Source organism: Rhizobium sp. PDO1-076, assembly GCF_000247475.1.
Taxonomy (GTDB): domain Bacteria; phylum Pseudomonadota; class Alphaproteobacteria; order Rhizobiales; family Rhizobiaceae; genus Allorhizobium.
Genome location: NZ_AHZC01000388.1, coordinates 1 through 17,832, shown reverse-complemented (window position 1 = coordinate 17,832; position 17,832 = coordinate 1). Strand labels below are relative to the sequence as shown.

The following is a 17,832-nucleotide window of genomic DNA, read 5'->3' as shown; positions in this document are numbered from 1 at the left end:
TAGCTGTTCGGTGCAGGCGCGGTGGAAACGTTAGGGCAAAAGACATATAGAAGGTGATACCACGAAGGCCCGCGTCTTTTACAGCTATACCGCGAAACCCTGATCGGAAATGCTTGCATGAATAAAGCTTCAGCTGCAAAACTTAATGGGGCAGTATTTCTATCTGGTGGCCGGCCTTATGGCTTAGGACCTGCATAATCAAAAGACGACGGGGGAGGCCTTATGGATACAACAAAGCCTAATCAAGGTCTTTTGTTCGATGACCGGTTTCTGGACAAGTACGCCGGGCCGATCATTTCTGATCCCGCAGTCGCAATCGTGGAACTTGTGGCAAACGCTTGGGATGCCTACGCCACACGTGTCGATATTGTCTGGCCCAAGCGAACAGAGAATATCCCGTTTTCGATAACGGACAATGGAAAGGGGATGACGCCGGCACAGTTTGAGCGGCGTTGGAAAACCCTCGACTACAACCGCCTCCTCGAGGAAGGAAACAAGTCTTCGCCGCCTGCTGAAATGTCCAGCTCCCCTCCGCGCAGTCCCTATGGACGCAACGGAAAAGGGCGTCACGCTGCCTTTAAGTTCTCTGACCCATATCGCGTCCGGACGTGGCGTGATGGCGAGGAGACGATATACGAGGTCCGACGCGGTACCACACAGCCGTTCGATGTAAGGGTTGTCAGCTCACGCACGGGTGTTGAAGGTCATGGGACAGAGATAAGAGCGACCACGTCCGATGGGGTTGTCATGGATGCCGATACAGCGCGGGAAATCATTGGTACTCGTTTCCTTGCGGACCCAAACTTCGTTGTCTCCTTGGACGGCACACTCGTTACATTTGACGACATCCCTACGCACAGCATTCAGAAAGTCGATGTCGATGTGCCGGGCCATGGAATTGTCCGAATCGTCATGATTGATAGCCAAAAGGCTGACCGCACGACAAGGCAACACGGCATCGCTTGGCGTGTGAATACACGCCTTGTAGGCGTACCAGGCTGGATAGGTTTCGATCATGAGCGGATACTCGATGGTCGCAGCACCGAGGCGAAACGCTTTCAGTTCATCGTTTCTGCCGATCTCCTTGAAAACGCTGTTCAGCCTGACTGGACGGGCTTTATTTCCAGTGATCCTGCCTGGCAGGCGACCCGCGATGCGGTTCACGCGCAGATCAAGAAATATCTCTCTGCATTTTCTGCTGATCGCCGTCGTGAAGCCAAGGAGACTGTGAAAGAGAACCTTGTGAAAACCGTGCGACAGTTGCCGCCCGTGGGGCGGGAACGCTGGAACCAGTTTGTGGACGAGGTGATTGACAGCTGCCCCTCCATTTCGACCGACGAGGTAGGTAAGGTGGCAGGTATTCTCGCCAATCTCGAATTGAGCACATCGAAATACGGATTAGTCGAAAAGCTCCATGAGCTTCAGCCGGGGGACCTCGACGCCCTCTATCAACTTCTTGACGATTGGACGCTCAGGCTCGCCAAAGATGCCTTGGACGAGATTCAGACACGACTGAAGCTGATTGAAGATCTCGACAACAAGCTTCGTGATGAAACCATGGATGAGGTGGGAGACCTTCAACCACTGTTCGAGCGATCACTGTGGGTATTCGGCCCCGAGTTCGAAAGCCTCGAGTTCACCAGCAACCGGGGAATGACCGAGGTTATCAGGAAGATCTTCGGGTCTGATAAATCAGGAAGCAGACAACGGCCTGACTTCGTTATGTTGCCGGACGGAAGCGTTGGGCTTTATAGTCGCGACGCACACGACCTCGGCCATGATGTCGACGGGGTCTCCCGCCTTGTGGTCGCCGAAATCAAGAAGCCGGGCGTCGCTATTGGCTCGGAACAGAAAGATCAAGCTTGGCGGTACGTGAAGGAGTTGAGAAACAAGGGGCTGTTGACCGAGGCAGCGACCATTACTTGCTATGTGTTGGGATCCAGGATCGACAAAGACGAAAGCGCCCACCGCACAGAGTGGGACGGTCGGGTGACCATCATCCCGATGTCGTACAACACGTTCATACGTCGAGCGGAGAAGCGAATGCTCGGCCTGCGCGAAAAGCTCAAAGAAGCGCCTTTTTTTCGCGACATCGACGAGACGTTTCTTGAGCCGCCTCAGGAACAGCAGGGCGATATGCTCGTCAGCTGACGCAGTTTCGCGCAGAGTCGCTACTCGTCCGCGAGCGCCTGTTTGAGGGCATCCAGTATTACTGAGACGTCGTCGCGGGTCGGTTCGATCTCCAGATCGCCATGGACGATGCGATTGCGGACCGCAATCAACGGGCGCAACCGGCGCTCGGTCTCGGGCGTGACGTAGCCCAAAGTAGCGAGCGTCTCGACAACCGTGCCAGGCGCGCGCGGCCGCTTGCCCTCCTCACCTTGAAGACGGTGCAACGCCGCTTCTAGCAGAGCCCATCCTAACACGAACGCGGCCCGATAATTTCCTTGTTCGGAAAGAGCTTCCACCTCCAACAGGCGCCTGGCGATCAATGCTTGCGAGGCCTGGGGCATCACCACGGTTGCTTGAGGATCATTTCCACCATAGCTGATAACGAACTCCCACTCGGGGTGCCCGTCGAAGAGCTTGCGGATCTGGCTCAAACTCCGCTCGGCCGCTGGGCTATATTGCTGCTTCACCTCGATCGCGATTTGGGAGTCGTCTTTCGACGCAATCGCGTCCGGCTGATATGAGCCAAGAAAAGGTGGGGTGAGCTCCTTGCCGGGATGCATCACGAACTTGAAACCCTTCGCCTCGTACTGATCACGAAGTTTCTCTAGTGTTTTTCGTTCGAATTCGATTGCTGACTGTGAGCTCAGGGTCATTAGATACTCCTCCAACTTAAATCGTTGGTGACATGTACATATACAACTGGTGTGGGGACTTCGGAAGCTGTCACTATGTCCAAGGCAGCAGTGAGCTGCTCGCTTGGATCGAGGAATTGCCAACCGCCTGCGGGCTCGAATTTCTGGACGCTTACTCTCTCGATCGACTTGTCATCAAGATAGAGAATTCCGATTAATGCATCCAGTATGGGCTTGATGATATTGTCCACATCCCCCCCCATCGGCGCGATAGGGAAATAGTAAATTGTGAGAGCCAGTGGCTCGGGTTCGAGAAAGGCCCACTCGACGGTCTCATTGCGCCTCGATGTGGCCGCCGCAGCAACTTCCCCCTTCCAGCGCTCTTTCGATGACCCTCGCCCTTGAAGCGAAACAGGGGTTCCTTCGAGATGGAATTCAAATGGAAACAATTCTTCGTCTTCCACACTGAGGTCCTGTGGTCAAATTACGATGCCTTCGCATGCTGTCTCAGGATGATGGCATCCGCCTAAGATATTCTTTGTCCGCCTGAGGTTGAACGATTTGATAGCCGCGTTTCAGAGGAGCCGTGCGCGTCGTTAGATGCTTTGAATCACCGCGGACGCGCGCCGCCTCGTCCGAACGTAAAAGAGCTACCGCCTCGCTTCAAGAACGTCCTGCAGTGTGGGTGCGGGTTTCTCAGCGTCTGTTATCCACGTCTGCGACCACAAAATCGATCTTTCGTAGACAGAACTGCACTGCCACTCGCGATCTGCTTCGAACCAGTGTTGCGCTTCTGGCAGCAGTTCGAACGGCACAGGATGGCGGGCAAAGGGGTTGTGAATGACCTCGATTTCGGCGGTCCAGGGTTCGTATCGATGCGGCCAGAGATTGCGATACTCGTCGCTCGTGATGTCGAGGCAAAAGGGTATACCCTTCAGCGCGCCGGGGGCGCGGTCGAAGAACTCTCCCATCCTGGTATAACGGTAGCCGGCTGGCGCCCCCGCAGCAGAGATCGGAACCCGGTTGAGCTTGGCGATTGAGCAAGCGTTCGAAAAAATGACAGCTGAAAGCTCTGCATGCCGGTCATCTGCAAAGAGACCGGCCGGAAATCGGGTTGGGCCAAGAAGCGTTTCAGCTGGCATCGACACAGCTTGCAGGCTGCCGTCAATCTCGGCCACGGTCGCGCCAGATCCCTGTAGATAGCCGATCAAGCTCTCACGGCTCCACATCATCGATCCAGATGCATGGAAGTCGGCGACTGCTAGGATGAACGGTTTTCCGATGATATGTGGCAGTTGATCGTACCGTCTCGCCAGCTTGTTGCCGATCGTCTTTGCAAAGCGCACGGCGGCGCTGCCAAAGAAAGTTTCTTCCCTGCTCGTCGGTATGTCTGAGAATGGTGCATTGACGTGATTGTAAGGCACCGGCGCATTTGCCGTGACAGCCTCGACCCAAGCTTCGCCCCCAAGGGGGTTCTCGATGCGGAAATCGGGCGACTCGAACGGTTGCTCGACAAGTAGTCCTTGTTCTCGAAATGAGGCGAGGAGCTGAGCCTCCCAAATGCGGGTGTGAAAATTGGTGGTCTGGCAGTCGCTCACCCAATTGCGATCAGGCCTCGGCAGGGCGAGATAGAGTTGGTTTAGCGCCCATGCGGCGGGCTGACGCGCGGGAGTTGCCAGCAATCGAAATGCATCGCTCGGCTCACGGTCCTTGAGATCAAAGAGTGGCAAGTGCGCGACGACGCCGGACGGGATAGTTTCCAGCGGTAACTCCTCTGCCAGGGAGGGCTCTAAAGCTTCGACTGCCGCATTCATCGAGTCGAAACCGCTCGCTCGCCCAGTGACTGTCCACACGGAGTCCACGCGCCGGCGCATCACAATCGTGCCGAACGTGTTGGTAGCGGAGTTTCGGGTGACAATACCGCAGGCGAGACCATCCGACCCACCCCACGCTCCGATGGGAGGCTCGTCGCCGAAACCATGGCCACGGGGGAGCGACAATGCGTAGAAATCGAATTCCCACTGCGGGATTTTTCGCATCACGTCGCCTCCTGTTTTTCGGGCTGGCTAGAGGGCTTGCTTCACATAAATCGGGAGGTTGATGTTGGCTTTCAAAGCGGCGACGAAACCGGGATCATCGACGGCCGTAATCGGCGACATTGGCAATGGTTTCAAGACCGGCGCAGCTGCCTTTATGATGTCTTGGAATGTCGAAAATTCCTGTTCATCTTCCAGTTCGAAATCGATTGTGATGGCATCTCGCTCGATCGCCTGAAATCCTATGATCTTAGGTGGCTACTTTTTTCGAAGCGATTTCGGCAGGAATTTATCGATTTCTTCGTCGCGAAAAGTATAGTCTTCGTTCCTCTGCAAGGCTCTTTGCGCATCGGCATAGGCGTTGGCGGTAGTTTGTGGCGCCCCTAGATAAATTGCCGCGAGCTTCTTCTGTAGTTCATCCCGGCGCTTTAACGCCTCTTCCGATGGGATCCCTCCCATTCGAAGATCGGCCAGCAGAGACAGATATGATTCCCGTATCGGCCATAAGTTGGCGGCGGCGTCCCTGTGCTTCTGCGCTGTGCCACCAGGGTCAAACCCCTTCATGTAGCCGGTAGCCCACAGGCCGACGATCGACAGAAATGCTGTTGCAAGCTTCAGCCAAAACTGATCGAGAAACACAACGGACAACGCGCCGGACGTGGTCAGAACGGACACGCCAATCTGACAGAGCTTATATCGCTGCAGCGTCGCGGAGCAGCGATCAGCCATCTTTTCGTGAGTCTTGTGGGTGTAGACGACACGGCCAAAGCATTCCCGGATCTGGTCCTCAAGCGGCGAGAAGTCGTCCCGGTCTGGTTGCTGTTCAAGCTGCATCAGCGCTTACCTGACTGCCTTGGATAGGAACATGGATGCGATCGGTCGCAACAACAACGCCGTTTTGGACGGCGTAGCATTCAACGATATGATCTCCCCTGAAATTGGTGTGCTCGGTTCGTCTCATGCTGCCTCGATCTCCGTCAATTTGTCCACGGATGCAGTCCCGACGGCGTGCCTCCTCGCCGCGATTGAGCACCTTCCAATAAAGGTTGAAGTCGCCCTGGATGTCGTGATCGACAACACTGAATGTCAGCGTCTTGGCCGTTTTGAGCGGCAGGTTCAGCCGCAACATCTCTCTTAGGAACCGTTCTCGGAACCCATTTTGCGAGACCTCACAATCTAGGGTGATGCTACTGCGTATATCGACCGGATACCGGTTGTCGATAAACTCCTCCGTGTTCCTCCACGAAGATGAGGCAAAGGCTGCCTTTTGCGCCGCCTGTTCTGCAGCAGGGAAACCGCGACCATAAATCTTGCGCCACTTTTCATTCTCGGTAGTCGAGCCTGCGGCAGCGATGGCGTCCAAAGCCAGTTCGTAGGCTTTTTTTGCCTTCTTCTGAAATTTCTTCTTCACCTTGACGCGCTGGCCGCTCCCAAGAGCGGCGTAATAGTCTTGATCAGGACGCTCTGAAAGGAACTTGAAGAAATCGCGACTCATGTAATCGTAGTAGAGATAGCTCTTTTCATCATACTCATTCGTCGATTTCAGAAAATTATAGGTCAGTGTGTCGATCAACAGCCCACCCATCGCAAGGCCATGTTTGTTCTTCCAAGCTCGAGCCATCTTGCAGAGGCGACGCAGGTTCTTGTTCTTCTGTACGTTCGACTCTTTCATAGCGGCGATCTCTTCGCGGGGCTTCGTGATTTTCCATGACCCACCATCATAGGTGTCAGGGTATTTAAAGCTTCCGTCCGCCTGTTCAAAAACCGGTTGGACTTCGATATGAAAGTCTCGGTAGAGCACCTGGATGACAAGCCGATCCTTGAGAACAGTTGTGCTCGGATAGCGGCTCTTAATCGCATTTTTGGTGTCATCGAGAAGACGAGATTGCCCGCCTTCCTTGTAACTATCCCACTTCCCGGCGGGCATAATATACAGCATGTCGAGATCAGAAATGCCCTTGATTGCGGTCCATCTGCCGTATGAGCCAACTTGCAGAGAGTTCGAGACTTTTGAGTCGGTGTCGCGGAATTTTTTGTTTAGTGCAGCCGTTACCTCGCCGTAGCGAAGGCTAATGGTATCGTCATTGTCTACCGCAATATTGCTGAGAAACTGCTTGAACGTGTCTGCAATGCTCATCGGCCTGTTACCTCAAGAATGTGGTTTGATGGGGAAATCGATGTCTTCATCTCATGCTGGGGCTGTCTTGCGATGAAGCTGACCCGTCGGTCGGTTGGGCTGGGAAAAGCTCCAACGTGAAAGGGTCACGCCGGCGGCTCAGTCCGGCGCCACGCGTTTGACAAGGGTGCTTGACCCTGCTTAGCCCGTCCCTTCCTTCGAAATGAGCCCAACCGCCGTTGGGCAAGCGCCTTGTCAGAATCGTTGCACCGCACATTCGGCAAGGATGGAAGTAGCTTGTCTTCTCATTCGCATCCGTACCTTGACGGCGAACGAGAGCCTCCCGGACCGAGATGACGTAGCCTGACGACAACTGTCTCGGGTGCGCCTTGCGTGTAAACCGGTCCTTTTTCATTAAGCAGTTCCTAGATCGAGGTTTATCTCTTTGCGAAGAAGCTCTTGAGCTCGATGAATGCGGCAATGATCCGAGTTATGCAGGAATCGGTGGTTATTCTTTCTAAGAAAAGATCAGGCATCTGACCGCTCTTTTCAAGAGGGGAGGTTTACAAAAATGTCAATATAATTTATTTTGTAAACTGAAATCTAGGAGATCGATATGATCGGCAACAAATTGAAAGTCGCACGGCAGGCGGCTGGGCTCTCATTGAGGGCATTAGCGGATGCAATGAGTGGCGTGGTGTCAGCGCAGGCGATCGGCAAGTATGAGCGAAATGAAGATATGCCCGGCTCCAAAGCCTTGATAGCTTTGGCCAAAGCCTTGGGTGTGTCCGAGGAATTCCTTCTAAGTGAAGATCAGCTATCCCTAGAAGGCGTGGACTTCAGAAAAAAGCTCGGAACGTCTTCCAAAGAGGAAGCTGCAGTCCAGGCGCGAGCCATCCATATGCTCGAGCGATATCTTGTGATCGAGGATCTTCTTCACTTGCGCAGTGTCGAGTGGGAGCAACCGCGAAGCGCCCCATATCCAGTTTCAGACATTCGCGATGCGGAAGATGCTGCGCGCTCGGTCCGTGATGATTGGGGCCTTGGAAACGACCCTATCCCGCAGCTAGCCGAGCTATTGGAGGAACGAGGAATAAAGGTCCTCTCGATGGACTTGAACGATGTAGACGGTTTGGCGGCGAGGGTTCGTCGCAAGGACCGCGACGCCGCTCGGGTAATTGTTATCAAGCGGGGAACGTGGTCAGAGCGTAAGCGGTTCAACCTGGCACACGAACTTGGACATATGGTGATTGCTCCTGCAGAGGGAGTCGACGTGGAAAAAGCAGCTCATCGCTTCGCCGGTGCTTTTTTGATGCCGGCCGACGTCTTGCGAGCAGAAGCTGGTGCTCATCGGTCGTCTATAAGTGTTGGCGAGCTTGTCGCCCTAAAGAAAAGGTTCGGGGTAAGTGTTCAGGCACTCGCCTATCGGTGCAAGGATCTAGGAATTATCAGTCAGGCGGCATGTTCACGACTGTTCAAAGTTTTCGAAGAGAGAGGATGGCGGCACTATCCTTACGAAGAGCCAGAGAGTATGGCTCCCGAACTTGAGGAGCCCAAAAGGTTCGAGCGTTTATGCTATCGTGCTTTGGTTGAGGGCGTATTGGGCGAGTCCCGTGCCGCTGAGATGCTCGATATTTCCGTTCGCGAACTGGACAAGCGGCTGGACCAGACGGCAGTCTGACGCATGGCGATTCTCATTTCCGATACCTCAGTCTTAATTGACCTGGAAAGGGCAGACCTTCTCGAGTTCATGTTTCTTTTGCCGTTCGAGTTTGCCGTCCCTGACCTGTTATATGAACGGGAATTGGTCGGCGAAATGGGACAGACGCTTGTGCGGCTCGGCTTAAGGGTAGAACCCCTGACCTCTGCTGAGGTTCGCAGGGCCACCGAGGTCAACCGTGCCAACAATCGTCTCTCTGCTCCTGACACGTTTGCATTTGTGCTAGCGCAAACTCGGGGTTGGGGACTGCTTACGGGGGATGGAGTGCTTCGAGAGCTTGCGACTGCCGAGAGGCTTGAAATGCACGGTGTGCTGTGGGTGATTGATCAGTTCGCCGATGGTGGCCATGTGCAGTTCGAGAATTTGCATTCCGGCCTTAGTCGCTTAGCAAATCACCCGCGGTGTCGTTTGCCAGCAAGCGAAATCCGCCGTCGGCTCATCCGCTTTTCGAGATAGGCCAAGTTGCACTCTGCATTGCAGATTTATTTTTCAATCAGATACTTAGCTTATTTGGCGGAGCGGATCGTAGGTTCGTATCCCTTCACATCAACCGATATTCTCTGACGGTGGTCCTCCGTTGGACGAGACAATGGCTTTGGCGTGCTGGAGGAAGCGAGACGTGGGTGGACAGGGGCTGTGTTGTTCAATGAACAACGATGAAAGCGACGCGACTGGGTACCTCAAAGGTAGTATTAAAGAATAAATAGCGGATCTATCTGAGTCAAAATACTTTTAGGGGGCTGGGTCTCCAATCCGTTCTGCACAGTAATGCAACTCTAGATTTCTTTCATTTCTTGCGACCAAAGTGACGAACACTTGATTCAAGCCGCTTGTAGAGACGCGAGCTTTATAATAGAATTGCAACTATAGTTAGATTTCAGTTGCATTCCGCGGCCACTGCCATGGGGGTATGCGATGAGGTTATGTCTCGCGCTGTTGTGGGTTCTGCTGTGCATTTTTTCCCGCCACGCCTTCGCTGAGGAGGTGGCCGGCGTGCCCTCAGTTAAGAGTGATTGGACGCAGGCAGACCGTGTCGCCTGGACAGCCGCGAGCCGCAACTTGGCGCTGGAGGATCTGAAAGCCTGGGCCACGGCCAACGCATCCAACAGCTTTCTCACGGCAGCTATTTTCAACACGAAAGCCAACGAACCCAAACACTACAAAAGCATTCGGCAGCGAAACGCTTACTATGACTATATTTCGTTCGTCATCGAAACACAGGAACTGACGCCGGAACCAAGCCGAGGTGTCCGCTTCTTCCATGCTGCGACGTCCGTCACCATTCAGGGTGAATTGGGGATGTCGCAAAGCATACTGGCGGACTTTTTGGAGAAGTACTTCCCGACGATCGCCGCGAAGCTGGGCATAACCTCAGCCACCCTAACGTTCATCACCGACGTGAACCATGAACTGTTTGCGAAGAACATGCGGGTTATCCGGGATCTGTTGTTCACTTGGAAGACACCCCTTGATCCGCGTGTCGCAACGCCAAAGAAGGCGCTGACCAGTCTGGAATTCGATCTTGCGATGGTCGAGTTCGAGCAGACTGCGGTTCAGGCCCATATTGTCAGGGTGCCGATCACCAACGCTGTTCTCGCAGACGTGACTAGCCTGGTCAGGAAAAGTGCGCCGTTTCTCGGCATGACAAACCAGGCGAAGCCATGGTTGAAGGCCGCCAATTTCACTGACGCGGATTTTGCCGACTATCGCTGGCGTGTCGCATTGGGTCGCGCGATCGTGTTCAGGTTCCATAAGAAGGACGAGGCCGACTACCTCGCCTATATGAAAGCCAACCCACCTGCATTAAAAGCGCGCGCCAAATTTTACAGTGGGTTGAAATCACCATCCAGTTACTCTGCCGAAGCCGGGGGGGACTTCACGATCCTGGGTTCCTGGAAAACCGAGAAGGGCGCCAACCGCCATGCCGATCAGTTGCGGAAGACGCATCTGGGGATCGATGTCGCTGTCTATCCTCCTTATGGTGACGACATATATTGGACCGTAGTCGGAGCAGCGTTCGCCTCGAAGCAAGTTGCGAACGAGCTGCGATCATCGGCGAGGCGAAACAAGATATCGCGCGACGCCTTCACCCTTCGCAGAGCAGCCGTGGACAAACTCGGCAAGGTGGTGCTTCCCGCACCGCAATCGATCAATCTTACGCGTACGCCGGATTTCCTGAAAGCAGCGACGGCGAGCCTGGTGCCGGAAACCGTGGCTCAGGCCGTGTCGATATTCACTGGTGATCAGGCCGCCGCGGAGGCGAGGCTGAAGGAGTTGAGGGCGTTATATCCAGATCTGTCGCTGGCGTTGTTCGAGCGGAAAGAGGCAGGGCAGTACGCGGTTCTAATAGCGACATTCGCCAATGACGGGCAGGTCGAAGAGGCTCTGCAGATTGTGCGCAGGATTGCAATTCCGCAGGACGATATTGTCGTCCAAACGATCTCCGATCCCACGCAACTCATCCGCATCGGAAAGGTGCGCAGCATTCAGACAACTTGGGCACTGGTAACCGACTGCTACAAGAGTGGATCAATTACTGTCGAAACCTTGCAGGCATGCAGCGGCTATTGGGTCACCCCATCCACACTGACGCGCTGCATTCTGGAAAGCGATTGCAGGCTCCTCGACAGCGGCATTCTAAAAACCCCTGAGCAGGTCGCTGGCTTCCTGGCGACACATGGCCTCAAACTGACAGATCAGCTCAAGATCAGTGATGCTGCGATCCCTGTGTCGAGGGACGGTAAGGCACTGGTGTCGGCAATACAGGACTGCCGCAATCGGGCACAAGGCGACAACGAGGTCTTCGTGGGCTGCATGGCGGCTGCGTCCGGCGACCCGATCGCGGCGACCGCGCTGAAATGCCAGCAGGACGCGACCACCACGGAATCACTCCTTGCCTGTGTGTCCCAAGCATCCGGCCAGCCGGACCTGCAACGCATCAGCGACTGCGTGACTAGCGACAGTCAGGATCCCATGCAAGTCAGCAAGTGCCTCGTGGGAACCTCCAATGCCGAAATCATTGACAAGGCGACAACCTGCCTCGAGGCCGCTGGATCCCAGACCGCCGCCTTGACGGATTGCGTGAAAGGGCTCGTCGAACCCTCGCAAGCCGCCACAATCGACTGCCTGACGAAATCTTCGAGTGACCCGGTCGCCGCCGCTGCCTGCGCATTGCCGCCATCGCCTGAGAAAAAGGCGGCGCTTCGGGCTTTGGACTGCGCACGGAAAACGCAGGATAAGGCTCAAGCCGCGCTCTGCCTGGCAGGTATGGTCGACGATGGTCCGGGGCGAATAGCCCAATGCATCGCTGGAAACACGAGCAAGGCGGAAGCAATCGGTTGCATGCTGGCGGATCGGCCGGAGATGCGCGAAGCCGCCAAGGTGCTGACCTGCGTCAGCAACGGGACGGATGCCGCCTCTCTCATCGCAAACTGCTCACAGGGGGTTCTGGATCCGAAGACGGCACAGGTTGCCGCCTGCATCGCCGACAATGCCTCCGACTCGGGTGCGATCGCCAGCTGCGCTGCTTCATCGCTCGTTCCGCCGGAACTCGGTCCGGCCGTAAGTTGTGCGGCGTCAAGCACCGGCGGTGCTGATTTTGCGCTGTGCATGGCAGGTCCCAAGATGAATGCGGAATGGCGGATCGCCGCCGAATGTGCGGTTCAGAGCGGAGGGGCGCCGCCTGCGTTCGCGGCGTGTACGGCTGGGAGACTGACCGTCCGTGAATTCACGAAATGCCTGACGGGCAAGGTCGGGGAAGACTGCTTTGGTCCGAACAACACGATCGTTGCGGCGTATGGTACGGTCGCCCACGATCTGTCAAGCTGCCTCTCCGGGGGAGCGTGTCTTGGCGATAACAATGACCTCGTCAAGGCTGGTCGGGAGGTCGAAAAGTTTGTTGGCGGGATCGGCGAGGCAGCCGGGAACCTTTGGGATGACTTCCGCCGTGGTGACGTCGGAAAGATTATCTGCGGCTTGCTTGGTTGCTGAGGAAGGAAGGCGGTCATGCTTCAAAGATGCGGTGTAGCGATAGTTCTCGTTCTTTTGTCGTCGCCCGCGCTCGCCAACGAGCAAAAACAACAGACCCTCTGCGAGGCAATCTCGTCTGCGCTTCCTGACGCGTCTCCCAACTTTCCGCAAACGGTAAATGTTGGCGGTGAAAAACTGGCGTGTACGACCAATGAAGAATGGGGCGACTGGATCTGCAATGTTTTTACGGAAGATCAGTGCGACGCGGCAGAAGGATCGACAGCAGCGGCGTCGGCGACGGATAAGGTACGGTCCGAACTTCGTGATCGCTACGAGAGGACTTCAAAGGAAGTCATCGATTGCTTCGCCGACCGGGCGCGGCGCCCGCTCGATTATCAAAAGTTCGTCTCGGCAGACGATGCCTATGTCAGCAAGGGTACACTCATCGAGAACAGGGGACATATCAGGCAGCTCTATGTCATTGGACGCACGCATGTGTTCGCAAAAACCGGCGAGGTCTGCCGCCAGGGAGGCGTTACAATCGAAGTCCAGGACCCGAAGAACTTTCGACCGTTTTACTGATGTTCCGTCCAGCGCATCGCTGCAACTATACATCCGCACCAAGATTGAACGGCTTTAGCTGGTACCTGACGCGGTGGTCGGTCGAAAACCCTCTAACGATTGGCGGTTCCTCCGCAACATCTCTTGTTTTTGTTGTCGGACCTGCGCGTAATCTCCGAACCGAGTATTCAGGGGCTCGCTGAAGCGTGTCGAGTGCCTCGTCATAACCCCACATGCGTCAGTAGCCGTCGCTTCCCAAACTACCCGGCACGCTCGACTATTCCAGGTCATTCAGTGGGTGTCGGTCACTACCGCCAAGGATGAGATATGCCAAGGTCCTGCCGAGATAGCTTGAAAGCTGCGTGCTATCGCTGGATAGCGCCTCGTGCAACTCGATTGTAACCCAAACACGCGGACCCCGAAAGTCACAAGTCCTTGATCCTTAACATTTATCTGTTATCTTGTATTTGAAGTTATAGCAGGTTGGTGGTTCGAATCCGCTCAAGACCAAGGATGTGAGGTTGCAACAACTCGCACTCTTCTAATTTTCGTCAAGGAAATTCGGTGGTGGCACGCTGAAGCGAACCCAATGTGTTTCTGCTGGCTTAACCTCTCTTCAGACTATTCCATTGGACCCCGTTACGCTTCTAACGGACGCAATCAACAGATCTACGAACGCAGAGACTTTAGGCGGTCTAAAGCGGGCGGCCGGGTATACCGTGTAGACACCACCCGAGGGTAAATGCCAGTCTGGAAGCACATGAACCAACCGTCCGCTCGCTATGTCCGCGGTCGCCAGGAAATCCGGCAGGACCGATAACCCGCCACCCTGCCGGACAGCCTCCATGACCGCCGGCGTCGTGTTGATCGCGATGTCAGCCTTGAAACGCACAGTGCGTGCGTCGCCTCCGTCGTTGCGGGTAAAGGTCCATTCCAGGGGTTCCTTCAGCGCGTTGTTGGCGACGAAGGGCAGGGATGGCAAATCGCTTGGCTGGTTAAGTTCGGCCACCTTGCTCGCGAGCTCGGGCGTGCCGACCAGATATTGCCGAAACGCGCCAATCCGGCGCGCTTGCAGGCTTGAATCGGCCAGCCAGCCGACGCGAATGGCGAGGTCCATGCTGTCGGCGACGAGATCGACCATTTTGTCGCTGAGGCTCAGTTCGACCTTGCATTCCGCATATCGGGCGGTGAAGGTGGTCACCAGGGGCACGACCACCGAGGTGCCATAGTCGTATGGCGCGGTGATCCTCAGCAGACCCTTTGGCTCTGTTCTGGCTTGAGCCAACTCTCTCAGGGCATCCTCTGCCTCGCGCAAGACGAGGACGCAACGAAGGTGAAACATCCGCCCTGCCTCGGTCGGCTGGAGCCGTCGTGTCGTGCGCATCAGCAGCGTGATGCCGACCTCTTCTTCGAGCTTCGCAACCTGCTGGCTGACGACAGCCTTGGTGATGCCGAGATATTCGGCTGCGCGCGTAAAAGAACCCGTATCGACGACAGCGACGAAATAGGCCAGCCGATTGAGATTGGTCGCTTCCTGCATGAGCGCACTCCATACTTATTGTTTGCTTATAGCATACATTCTGTCGTGTTCGACGGACTTCTCGCTCCAATCCTCTCATGTCATCTATAGCTTCATAAGGAGCAAGACATGAACAACCAGGCCCACGTTACCTACCTATTCGATCCCCTCTGCGGCTGGTGCTATGGCGCGTCGCCTTTGCTCGCACAACTCGCTGCGCTTCCAAACCTCATCGTCACACTGGCGCCGACGGGCCTTTTCTCAGGGACAGGCGCACGGGCGGTAGATGGGCATTTTGCGAACTTTGCCTGGTCCAACGATGTTCGCATCGCGAGCTTAACGGGGCAGCGGTTCACCGAGGACTATCGCGTAAAGGTGCTCGGCGGTGGCGGCTTGCTAAATTCTGGCCCAGCGACGCTGGCAGTCACAGCCGTTTCTCTGACAGAACCGTCTCGCGAAATTGATGCTCTTCGGCTCATTCAGGAAGCTCGTTATGTCGCGGGTCTCGATGTGACCAACCTGCCGGAACTGCGCGATATCCTGGAGGGTGCCGGCCTCAGTGCCGCCGCCGCTCGCCTTGCGGCACCGGATGCGGAGCTGCTGGCGGCAAACCGCAAGCGTGTCGATCAGGCCCAGTTGCTGATGCAGGAGTTCGAAGCCGGTGGCGTGCCAGCGCTGGTTGTCGATGACGGACAGCGAACCGAGCTGGTCAAGGCCCACAAGCTGTTCGGCAACGCCGATGATCTCATAGCCAGGCTTTCCGCTCTTGGCAGGGCCCGGCTCACCCATTCCTAAAACCCTAAATCTGGAGACACTCATGTTCACAAGGAGAACCATCATGAAAACCACTCTCGCCGTAGGCGTCACTGCCGTCTTCGCGCCCGCTGACTTGGGCCATGCCGCAGGAAGCCTCACCTGGAAGCATTTCCCCGCCGGACAGAATGGCTTCTTCCGTGCGCCCGTTCTGATCTCCGGCGCGACTGAAGCCGTGCTCATCGATGGCGGCTTCACGCTTCCCGACGGCAAGGCCCTGGCCGAGGCGATCAAGGCAACGGGCAAGACGCTCACAACGATCTATGTCAGCCAGTCCGACCCGGATTACTATTTCAGCCTCGGTCCGATCAAGGCCGCTTTCCCCGATGCCAAGGTGATCGCCGCCTCGGCCACGGTTGCTGCGATCAAGGCCAGTGTCGAGAAGAAGCTTGCCGTCTGGGGGCCGCAACTCAAGGAAAATGGCCCGCAGACGCTGGCCGACGTGGTCATGCCCGAGGTCTTTAACGGCGGGGCGTTGACCGTCGACGGTGAAACCATCGAGATCGTCGAAGCGGAAGGCCTCGCCAATCGGCGTTATCTGTTCATGCCATCGCTGAACGCGGTGTTCGGTGGCGTGATGATCTTCAACGGTGTCCACGTATGGACGGCAGACACCAACAGCGCCGAACTCCGGGCTGCTTGGATTGCCAATCTCGAAAAGATCGCGGCGCGCAAGCCGGCGGTTGTCGTCGCAGGCCATATGGCTCCTGACGCAAGAACAGATCTTACAGGCGTCGAGCACACCATCTCCTATCTGAAGGCGTTCGAGGAGGAACTGGCCAAGCATAAGGACTCCGCCTCGCTCAATGCTGCGATGGAAGCACGCTTTCCGGGTCTCGGCATGGGCGTGGCACTCGACATCGGCTCAAAGGTCGCCACCGGCGAAATGAAGTGGGGCTGATCGCCATGGGCGCCAATCTCGATCTCATCAGGGCCACCCATGAGGGCTCATCCGAGGATAACGGCCGCAACCTGCTTGCGGTCCTGGCACCCGATGCAACGTGGACGGAAGCCGAAGGCTTCCCCTATGCCGGCACCTACGTGGGGCCCGACGCCATTGTCGCCGGGGTATTCCACAGGCTCGGCACGGAGTGGATCGGCTATAGCGGGAAAGTCCATACCTTTATGGAGGACGGCGATCGTGTTGCGGCGTTCGGTATTTACTCCGGCACCTACAAGGCGACGGGCGAGTCGATGACGGCGCACTTTGCCCATCTCTACGAGGTCCGCGACGGCAAGATCGCCAGCATGGTCCAATATGTCGATACGCTGCTGGTTAACAGGCCAATCGTCCCAGATGCCTGACAGCGGGAAATGACTGAGACGCTGTGGTGGGGGCACGCCAATGTGGAACGCCCCCACTGAAATGTTACGGAATTACTACACCCCCGGGCTGGTAAACGTGGGGCTCCACGCCGTTCATTTTGCAAATGCCAATCAGGCCGGCGAATCGGCCCAATTCCGCCCACCCTCCTCATGGCCCGCAAAGAGCGTACATGCTGAAACGGCGAGATGGCTTTCAGCGTTTCCTCGATGATGGATGCGTCGATACTTCCGGGTCGAAGGTTCGTATCTCTTCAAGGCGTTCACCCTGAACCCTAGCTAACTCATTTCTTCGGGACAGATTTCGGCTTCGGCTGATATAGACGCCGTTTGGCGTTCAAGCGCAAAGCATTGCGGACATCCCTATCCACGATCGACAGGTCGAACCATTCCGGATCAAAGTAGCCGCCGCACCACTGAATGGTTTCGGCATATTCGGGATCTTCCCGGTCGGCGATGATCTCCAGAAACCGCTCGTAACCCGATACGCCGCCAACATCCTCGGGCGGCCGCGCCCCTTCGCCGGCGACACAGCTCCCGTGTTTGGGTGTAGCAGTGAGTGTCAGGAACTCCTCGACCGCGACGGTGTGCCGCCAGCCATCCCCGAAATCATAATGGTAGGTGAAGACGGCACCTTGCTCGAAGTCCATCAGGCGAACCTCGCTCTGATCGAAGACCCGAGGATCGTCGTCGGTCGCATCTTCCGTGAGGATCTCAACGTTCCCATACCGGAGACCACCGATGCGGAACTCATAGAGATGATAGTTCCACCAGTTGAATGCGGCCTGAATTCCGAGATGCGGATGCTCCAGGTTCCAATGGACCGGCAGAACCAGACGGCGCCAGATGCCCGGCTCGATGTGGTCGATAGAAACTCTGATCTGTACAGCGTTTGCGGCTTTGAACATTGGCCGAGTGAACAAGGTTGGCGAAGGATCGTCAAGACAGGCGCTCGCGCGGCATGCGAGGAT

At 56.0% G+C, this 17,832-nt stretch carries 15 protein-coding genes; 8 read left to right on the top strand and 7 right to left on the bottom strand.

Annotation, left to right across the window (positions count from 1 at the left end; all coding sequences use genetic code 11):
- Window positions 1-222 precede the first annotated feature (222 nt).
- Window positions 223-2,151, top strand: a complete 1,929-nt coding sequence (locus PDO_RS19205; RefSeq protein WP_007605817.1) for an ATP-binding protein — start codon at window positions 223-225, stop codon at window positions 2,149-2,151.
- Window positions 2,152-2,171: 20 nt separating this feature from the next.
- Here the strand turns inward: PDO_RS19205 and PDO_RS19200 are convergent, their stop codons facing one another.
- The 5 genes from PDO_RS19200 to PDO_RS19180 form a co-directional block, all read right to left on the bottom strand.
- On the bottom strand, window positions 2,172-2,825 hold the full coding sequence (locus PDO_RS19200) for a HepT-like ribonuclease domain-containing protein (RefSeq protein ID WP_007605815.1): 654 nt from the start codon (window positions 2,823-2,825) through the stop codon (window positions 2,172-2,174).
- Window positions 2,825-3,268 (bottom strand): RusA family crossover junction endodeoxyribonuclease, encoded by a 444-nt coding sequence (locus PDO_RS19195; protein WP_007605814.1) that lies wholly within the window; start codon window positions 3,266-3,268, stop codon window positions 2,825-2,827. Before PDO_RS19195 ends, PDO_RS19200 begins: the two co-directional genes overlap by 1 nt.
- Window positions 3,269-3,454: 186 nt before the next feature.
- Entirely contained in the window at window positions 3,455-4,843 is a 1,389-nt protein-coding gene (locus PDO_RS19190) for a hypothetical protein (RefSeq protein WP_007605813.1), read from the bottom strand.
- A 255-nt stretch (window positions 4,844-5,098) separates the two neighbouring features.
- A complete protein-coding gene (locus PDO_RS19185) occupies window positions 5,099-5,674 on the bottom strand; it encodes an SLATT domain-containing protein (RefSeq protein ID WP_007605812.1) in 576 nt (191 codons plus the stop codon).
- Window positions 5,664-6,977 (bottom strand): SMODS domain-containing nucleotidyltransferase, encoded by a 1,314-nt coding sequence (locus PDO_RS19180; RefSeq protein ID WP_007605811.1) that lies wholly within the window; start codon window positions 6,975-6,977, stop codon window positions 5,664-5,666. The genes PDO_RS19185 and PDO_RS19180 overlap by 11 nt, the downstream gene beginning before the upstream one ends.
- A gap of 595 nt (window positions 6,978-7,572) precedes the next feature.
- Here PDO_RS19180 and PDO_RS19175 point away from each other — a divergent pair.
- The 4 genes from PDO_RS19175 to PDO_RS19160 all read left to right on the top strand — a co-directional run bounded on the left by PDO_RS19175 (window position 7,573) and on the right by PDO_RS19160 (window position 13,227).
- Entirely contained in the window at window positions 7,573-8,637 is a 1,065-nt protein-coding gene (locus PDO_RS19175) for a helix-turn-helix domain-containing protein (protein ID WP_007605809.1), read from the top strand.
- Between the two features lie 3 nt (window positions 8,638-8,640).
- On the top strand, window positions 8,641-9,132 hold the full coding sequence (locus PDO_RS19170; protein WP_037074692.1) for a PIN domain-containing protein: 492 nt from the start codon (window positions 8,641-8,643) through the stop codon (window positions 9,130-9,132).
- A 459-nt stretch (window positions 9,133-9,591) separates the two neighbouring features.
- Window positions 9,592-12,666, top strand: a complete 3,075-nt coding sequence (locus PDO_RS28445) for an SPOR domain-containing protein (protein WP_007605805.1) — start codon at window positions 9,592-9,594, stop codon at window positions 12,664-12,666.
- A gap of 15 nt (window positions 12,667-12,681) precedes the next feature.
- On the top strand, window positions 12,682-13,227 hold the full coding sequence (locus PDO_RS19160; protein ID WP_007605804.1) for a hypothetical protein: 546 nt from the start codon (window positions 12,682-12,684) through the stop codon (window positions 13,225-13,227).
- 595 nt (window positions 13,228-13,822) lie between these two features.
- Here PDO_RS19160 and PDO_RS19155 read toward each other — a convergent pair.
- Window positions 13,823-14,746, bottom strand: coding sequence for a LysR family transcriptional regulator (locus tag PDO_RS19155; RefSeq protein WP_007605801.1), 924 nt, complete (start codon window positions 14,744-14,746; stop codon window positions 13,823-13,825).
- A gap of 108 nt (window positions 14,747-14,854) precedes the next feature.
- Between PDO_RS19155 and PDO_RS19150 the strand changes: the two genes are divergently transcribed.
- The 3 genes from PDO_RS19150 to PDO_RS19140 are packed head-to-tail and all read left to right on the top strand — an operon-like array spanning window position 14,855 to window position 16,843.
- Window positions 14,855-15,520: a DsbA family protein gene (locus PDO_RS19150; RefSeq protein WP_007605800.1), complete on the top strand. Its 666-nt coding sequence runs from the start codon at window positions 14,855-14,857 to the stop codon at window positions 15,518-15,520.
- Window positions 15,521-15,542: 22 nt separating this feature from the next.
- On the top strand, window positions 15,543-16,439 hold the full coding sequence (locus tag PDO_RS19145) for an MBL fold metallo-hydrolase (RefSeq protein ID WP_192814380.1): 897 nt from the start codon (window positions 15,543-15,545) through the stop codon (window positions 16,437-16,439).
- Window positions 16,430-16,843 (top strand): nuclear transport factor 2 family protein, encoded by a 414-nt coding sequence (locus tag PDO_RS19140; protein WP_244426485.1) that lies wholly within the window; start codon window positions 16,430-16,432, stop codon window positions 16,841-16,843. The genes PDO_RS19145 and PDO_RS19140 overlap by 10 nt, the downstream gene beginning before the upstream one ends.
- 302 nt (window positions 16,844-17,145) lie before the next feature.
- Here PDO_RS19140 and PDO_RS19135 read toward each other — a convergent pair whose 3' ends face one another.
- Complete coding sequence (locus PDO_RS19135; protein WP_458574664.1) at window positions 17,146-17,832, bottom strand: plasmid pRiA4b ORF-3 family protein; 687 nt, start codon at window positions 17,830-17,832, stop codon at window positions 17,146-17,148.

Excerpts from the sequence above, each read along its gene's own strand:
- PDO_RS19205 (WP_007605817.1), top strand. The coding sequence starts at position 223 with ATGGATACAACAAAGCCTAATCAAGGTCTTTTGTTCGATGACCGGTTT.
- PDO_RS19200 (WP_007605815.1), bottom strand. The coding sequence starts at position 2,825 with ATGACCCTGAGCTCACAGTCAGCAATCGAATTCGAACGAAAAACACTA.
- PDO_RS19190 (WP_007605813.1), bottom strand. The coding sequence starts at position 4,843 with ATGCGAAAAATCCCGCAGTGGGAATTCGATTTCTACGCATTGTCGCTC.
- PDO_RS19185 (WP_007605812.1), bottom strand. The coding sequence starts at position 5,674 with ATGCAGCTTGAACAGCAACCAGACCGGGACGACTTCTCGCCGCTTGAG.
- PDO_RS19180 (WP_007605811.1), bottom strand. The coding sequence starts at position 6,977 with ATGAGCATTGCAGACACGTTCAAGCAGTTTCTCAGCAATATTGCGGTA.
- PDO_RS19175 (WP_007605809.1), top strand. The coding sequence starts at position 7,573 with ATGATCGGCAACAAATTGAAAGTCGCACGGCAGGCGGCTGGGCTCTCA.
- PDO_RS19170 (WP_037074692.1), top strand. The coding sequence starts at position 8,641 with ATGGCGATTCTCATTTCCGATACCTCAGTCTTAATTGACCTGGAAAGG.
- PDO_RS28445 (WP_007605805.1), top strand. The coding sequence starts at position 9,592 with ATGAGGTTATGTCTCGCGCTGTTGTGGGTTCTGCTGTGCATTTTTTCC.
- PDO_RS19160 (WP_007605804.1), top strand. The coding sequence starts at position 12,682 with ATGCTTCAAAGATGCGGTGTAGCGATAGTTCTCGTTCTTTTGTCGTCG.
- PDO_RS19155 (WP_007605801.1), bottom strand. The coding sequence starts at position 14,746 with ATGCAGGAAGCGACCAATCTCAATCGGCTGGCCTATTTCGTCGCTGTC.
- PDO_RS19150 (WP_007605800.1), top strand. The coding sequence starts at position 14,855 with ATGAACAACCAGGCCCACGTTACCTACCTATTCGATCCCCTCTGCGGC.
- PDO_RS19145 (WP_192814380.1), top strand. The coding sequence starts at position 15,543 with ATGTTCACAAGGAGAACCATCATGAAAACCACTCTCGCCGTAGGCGTC.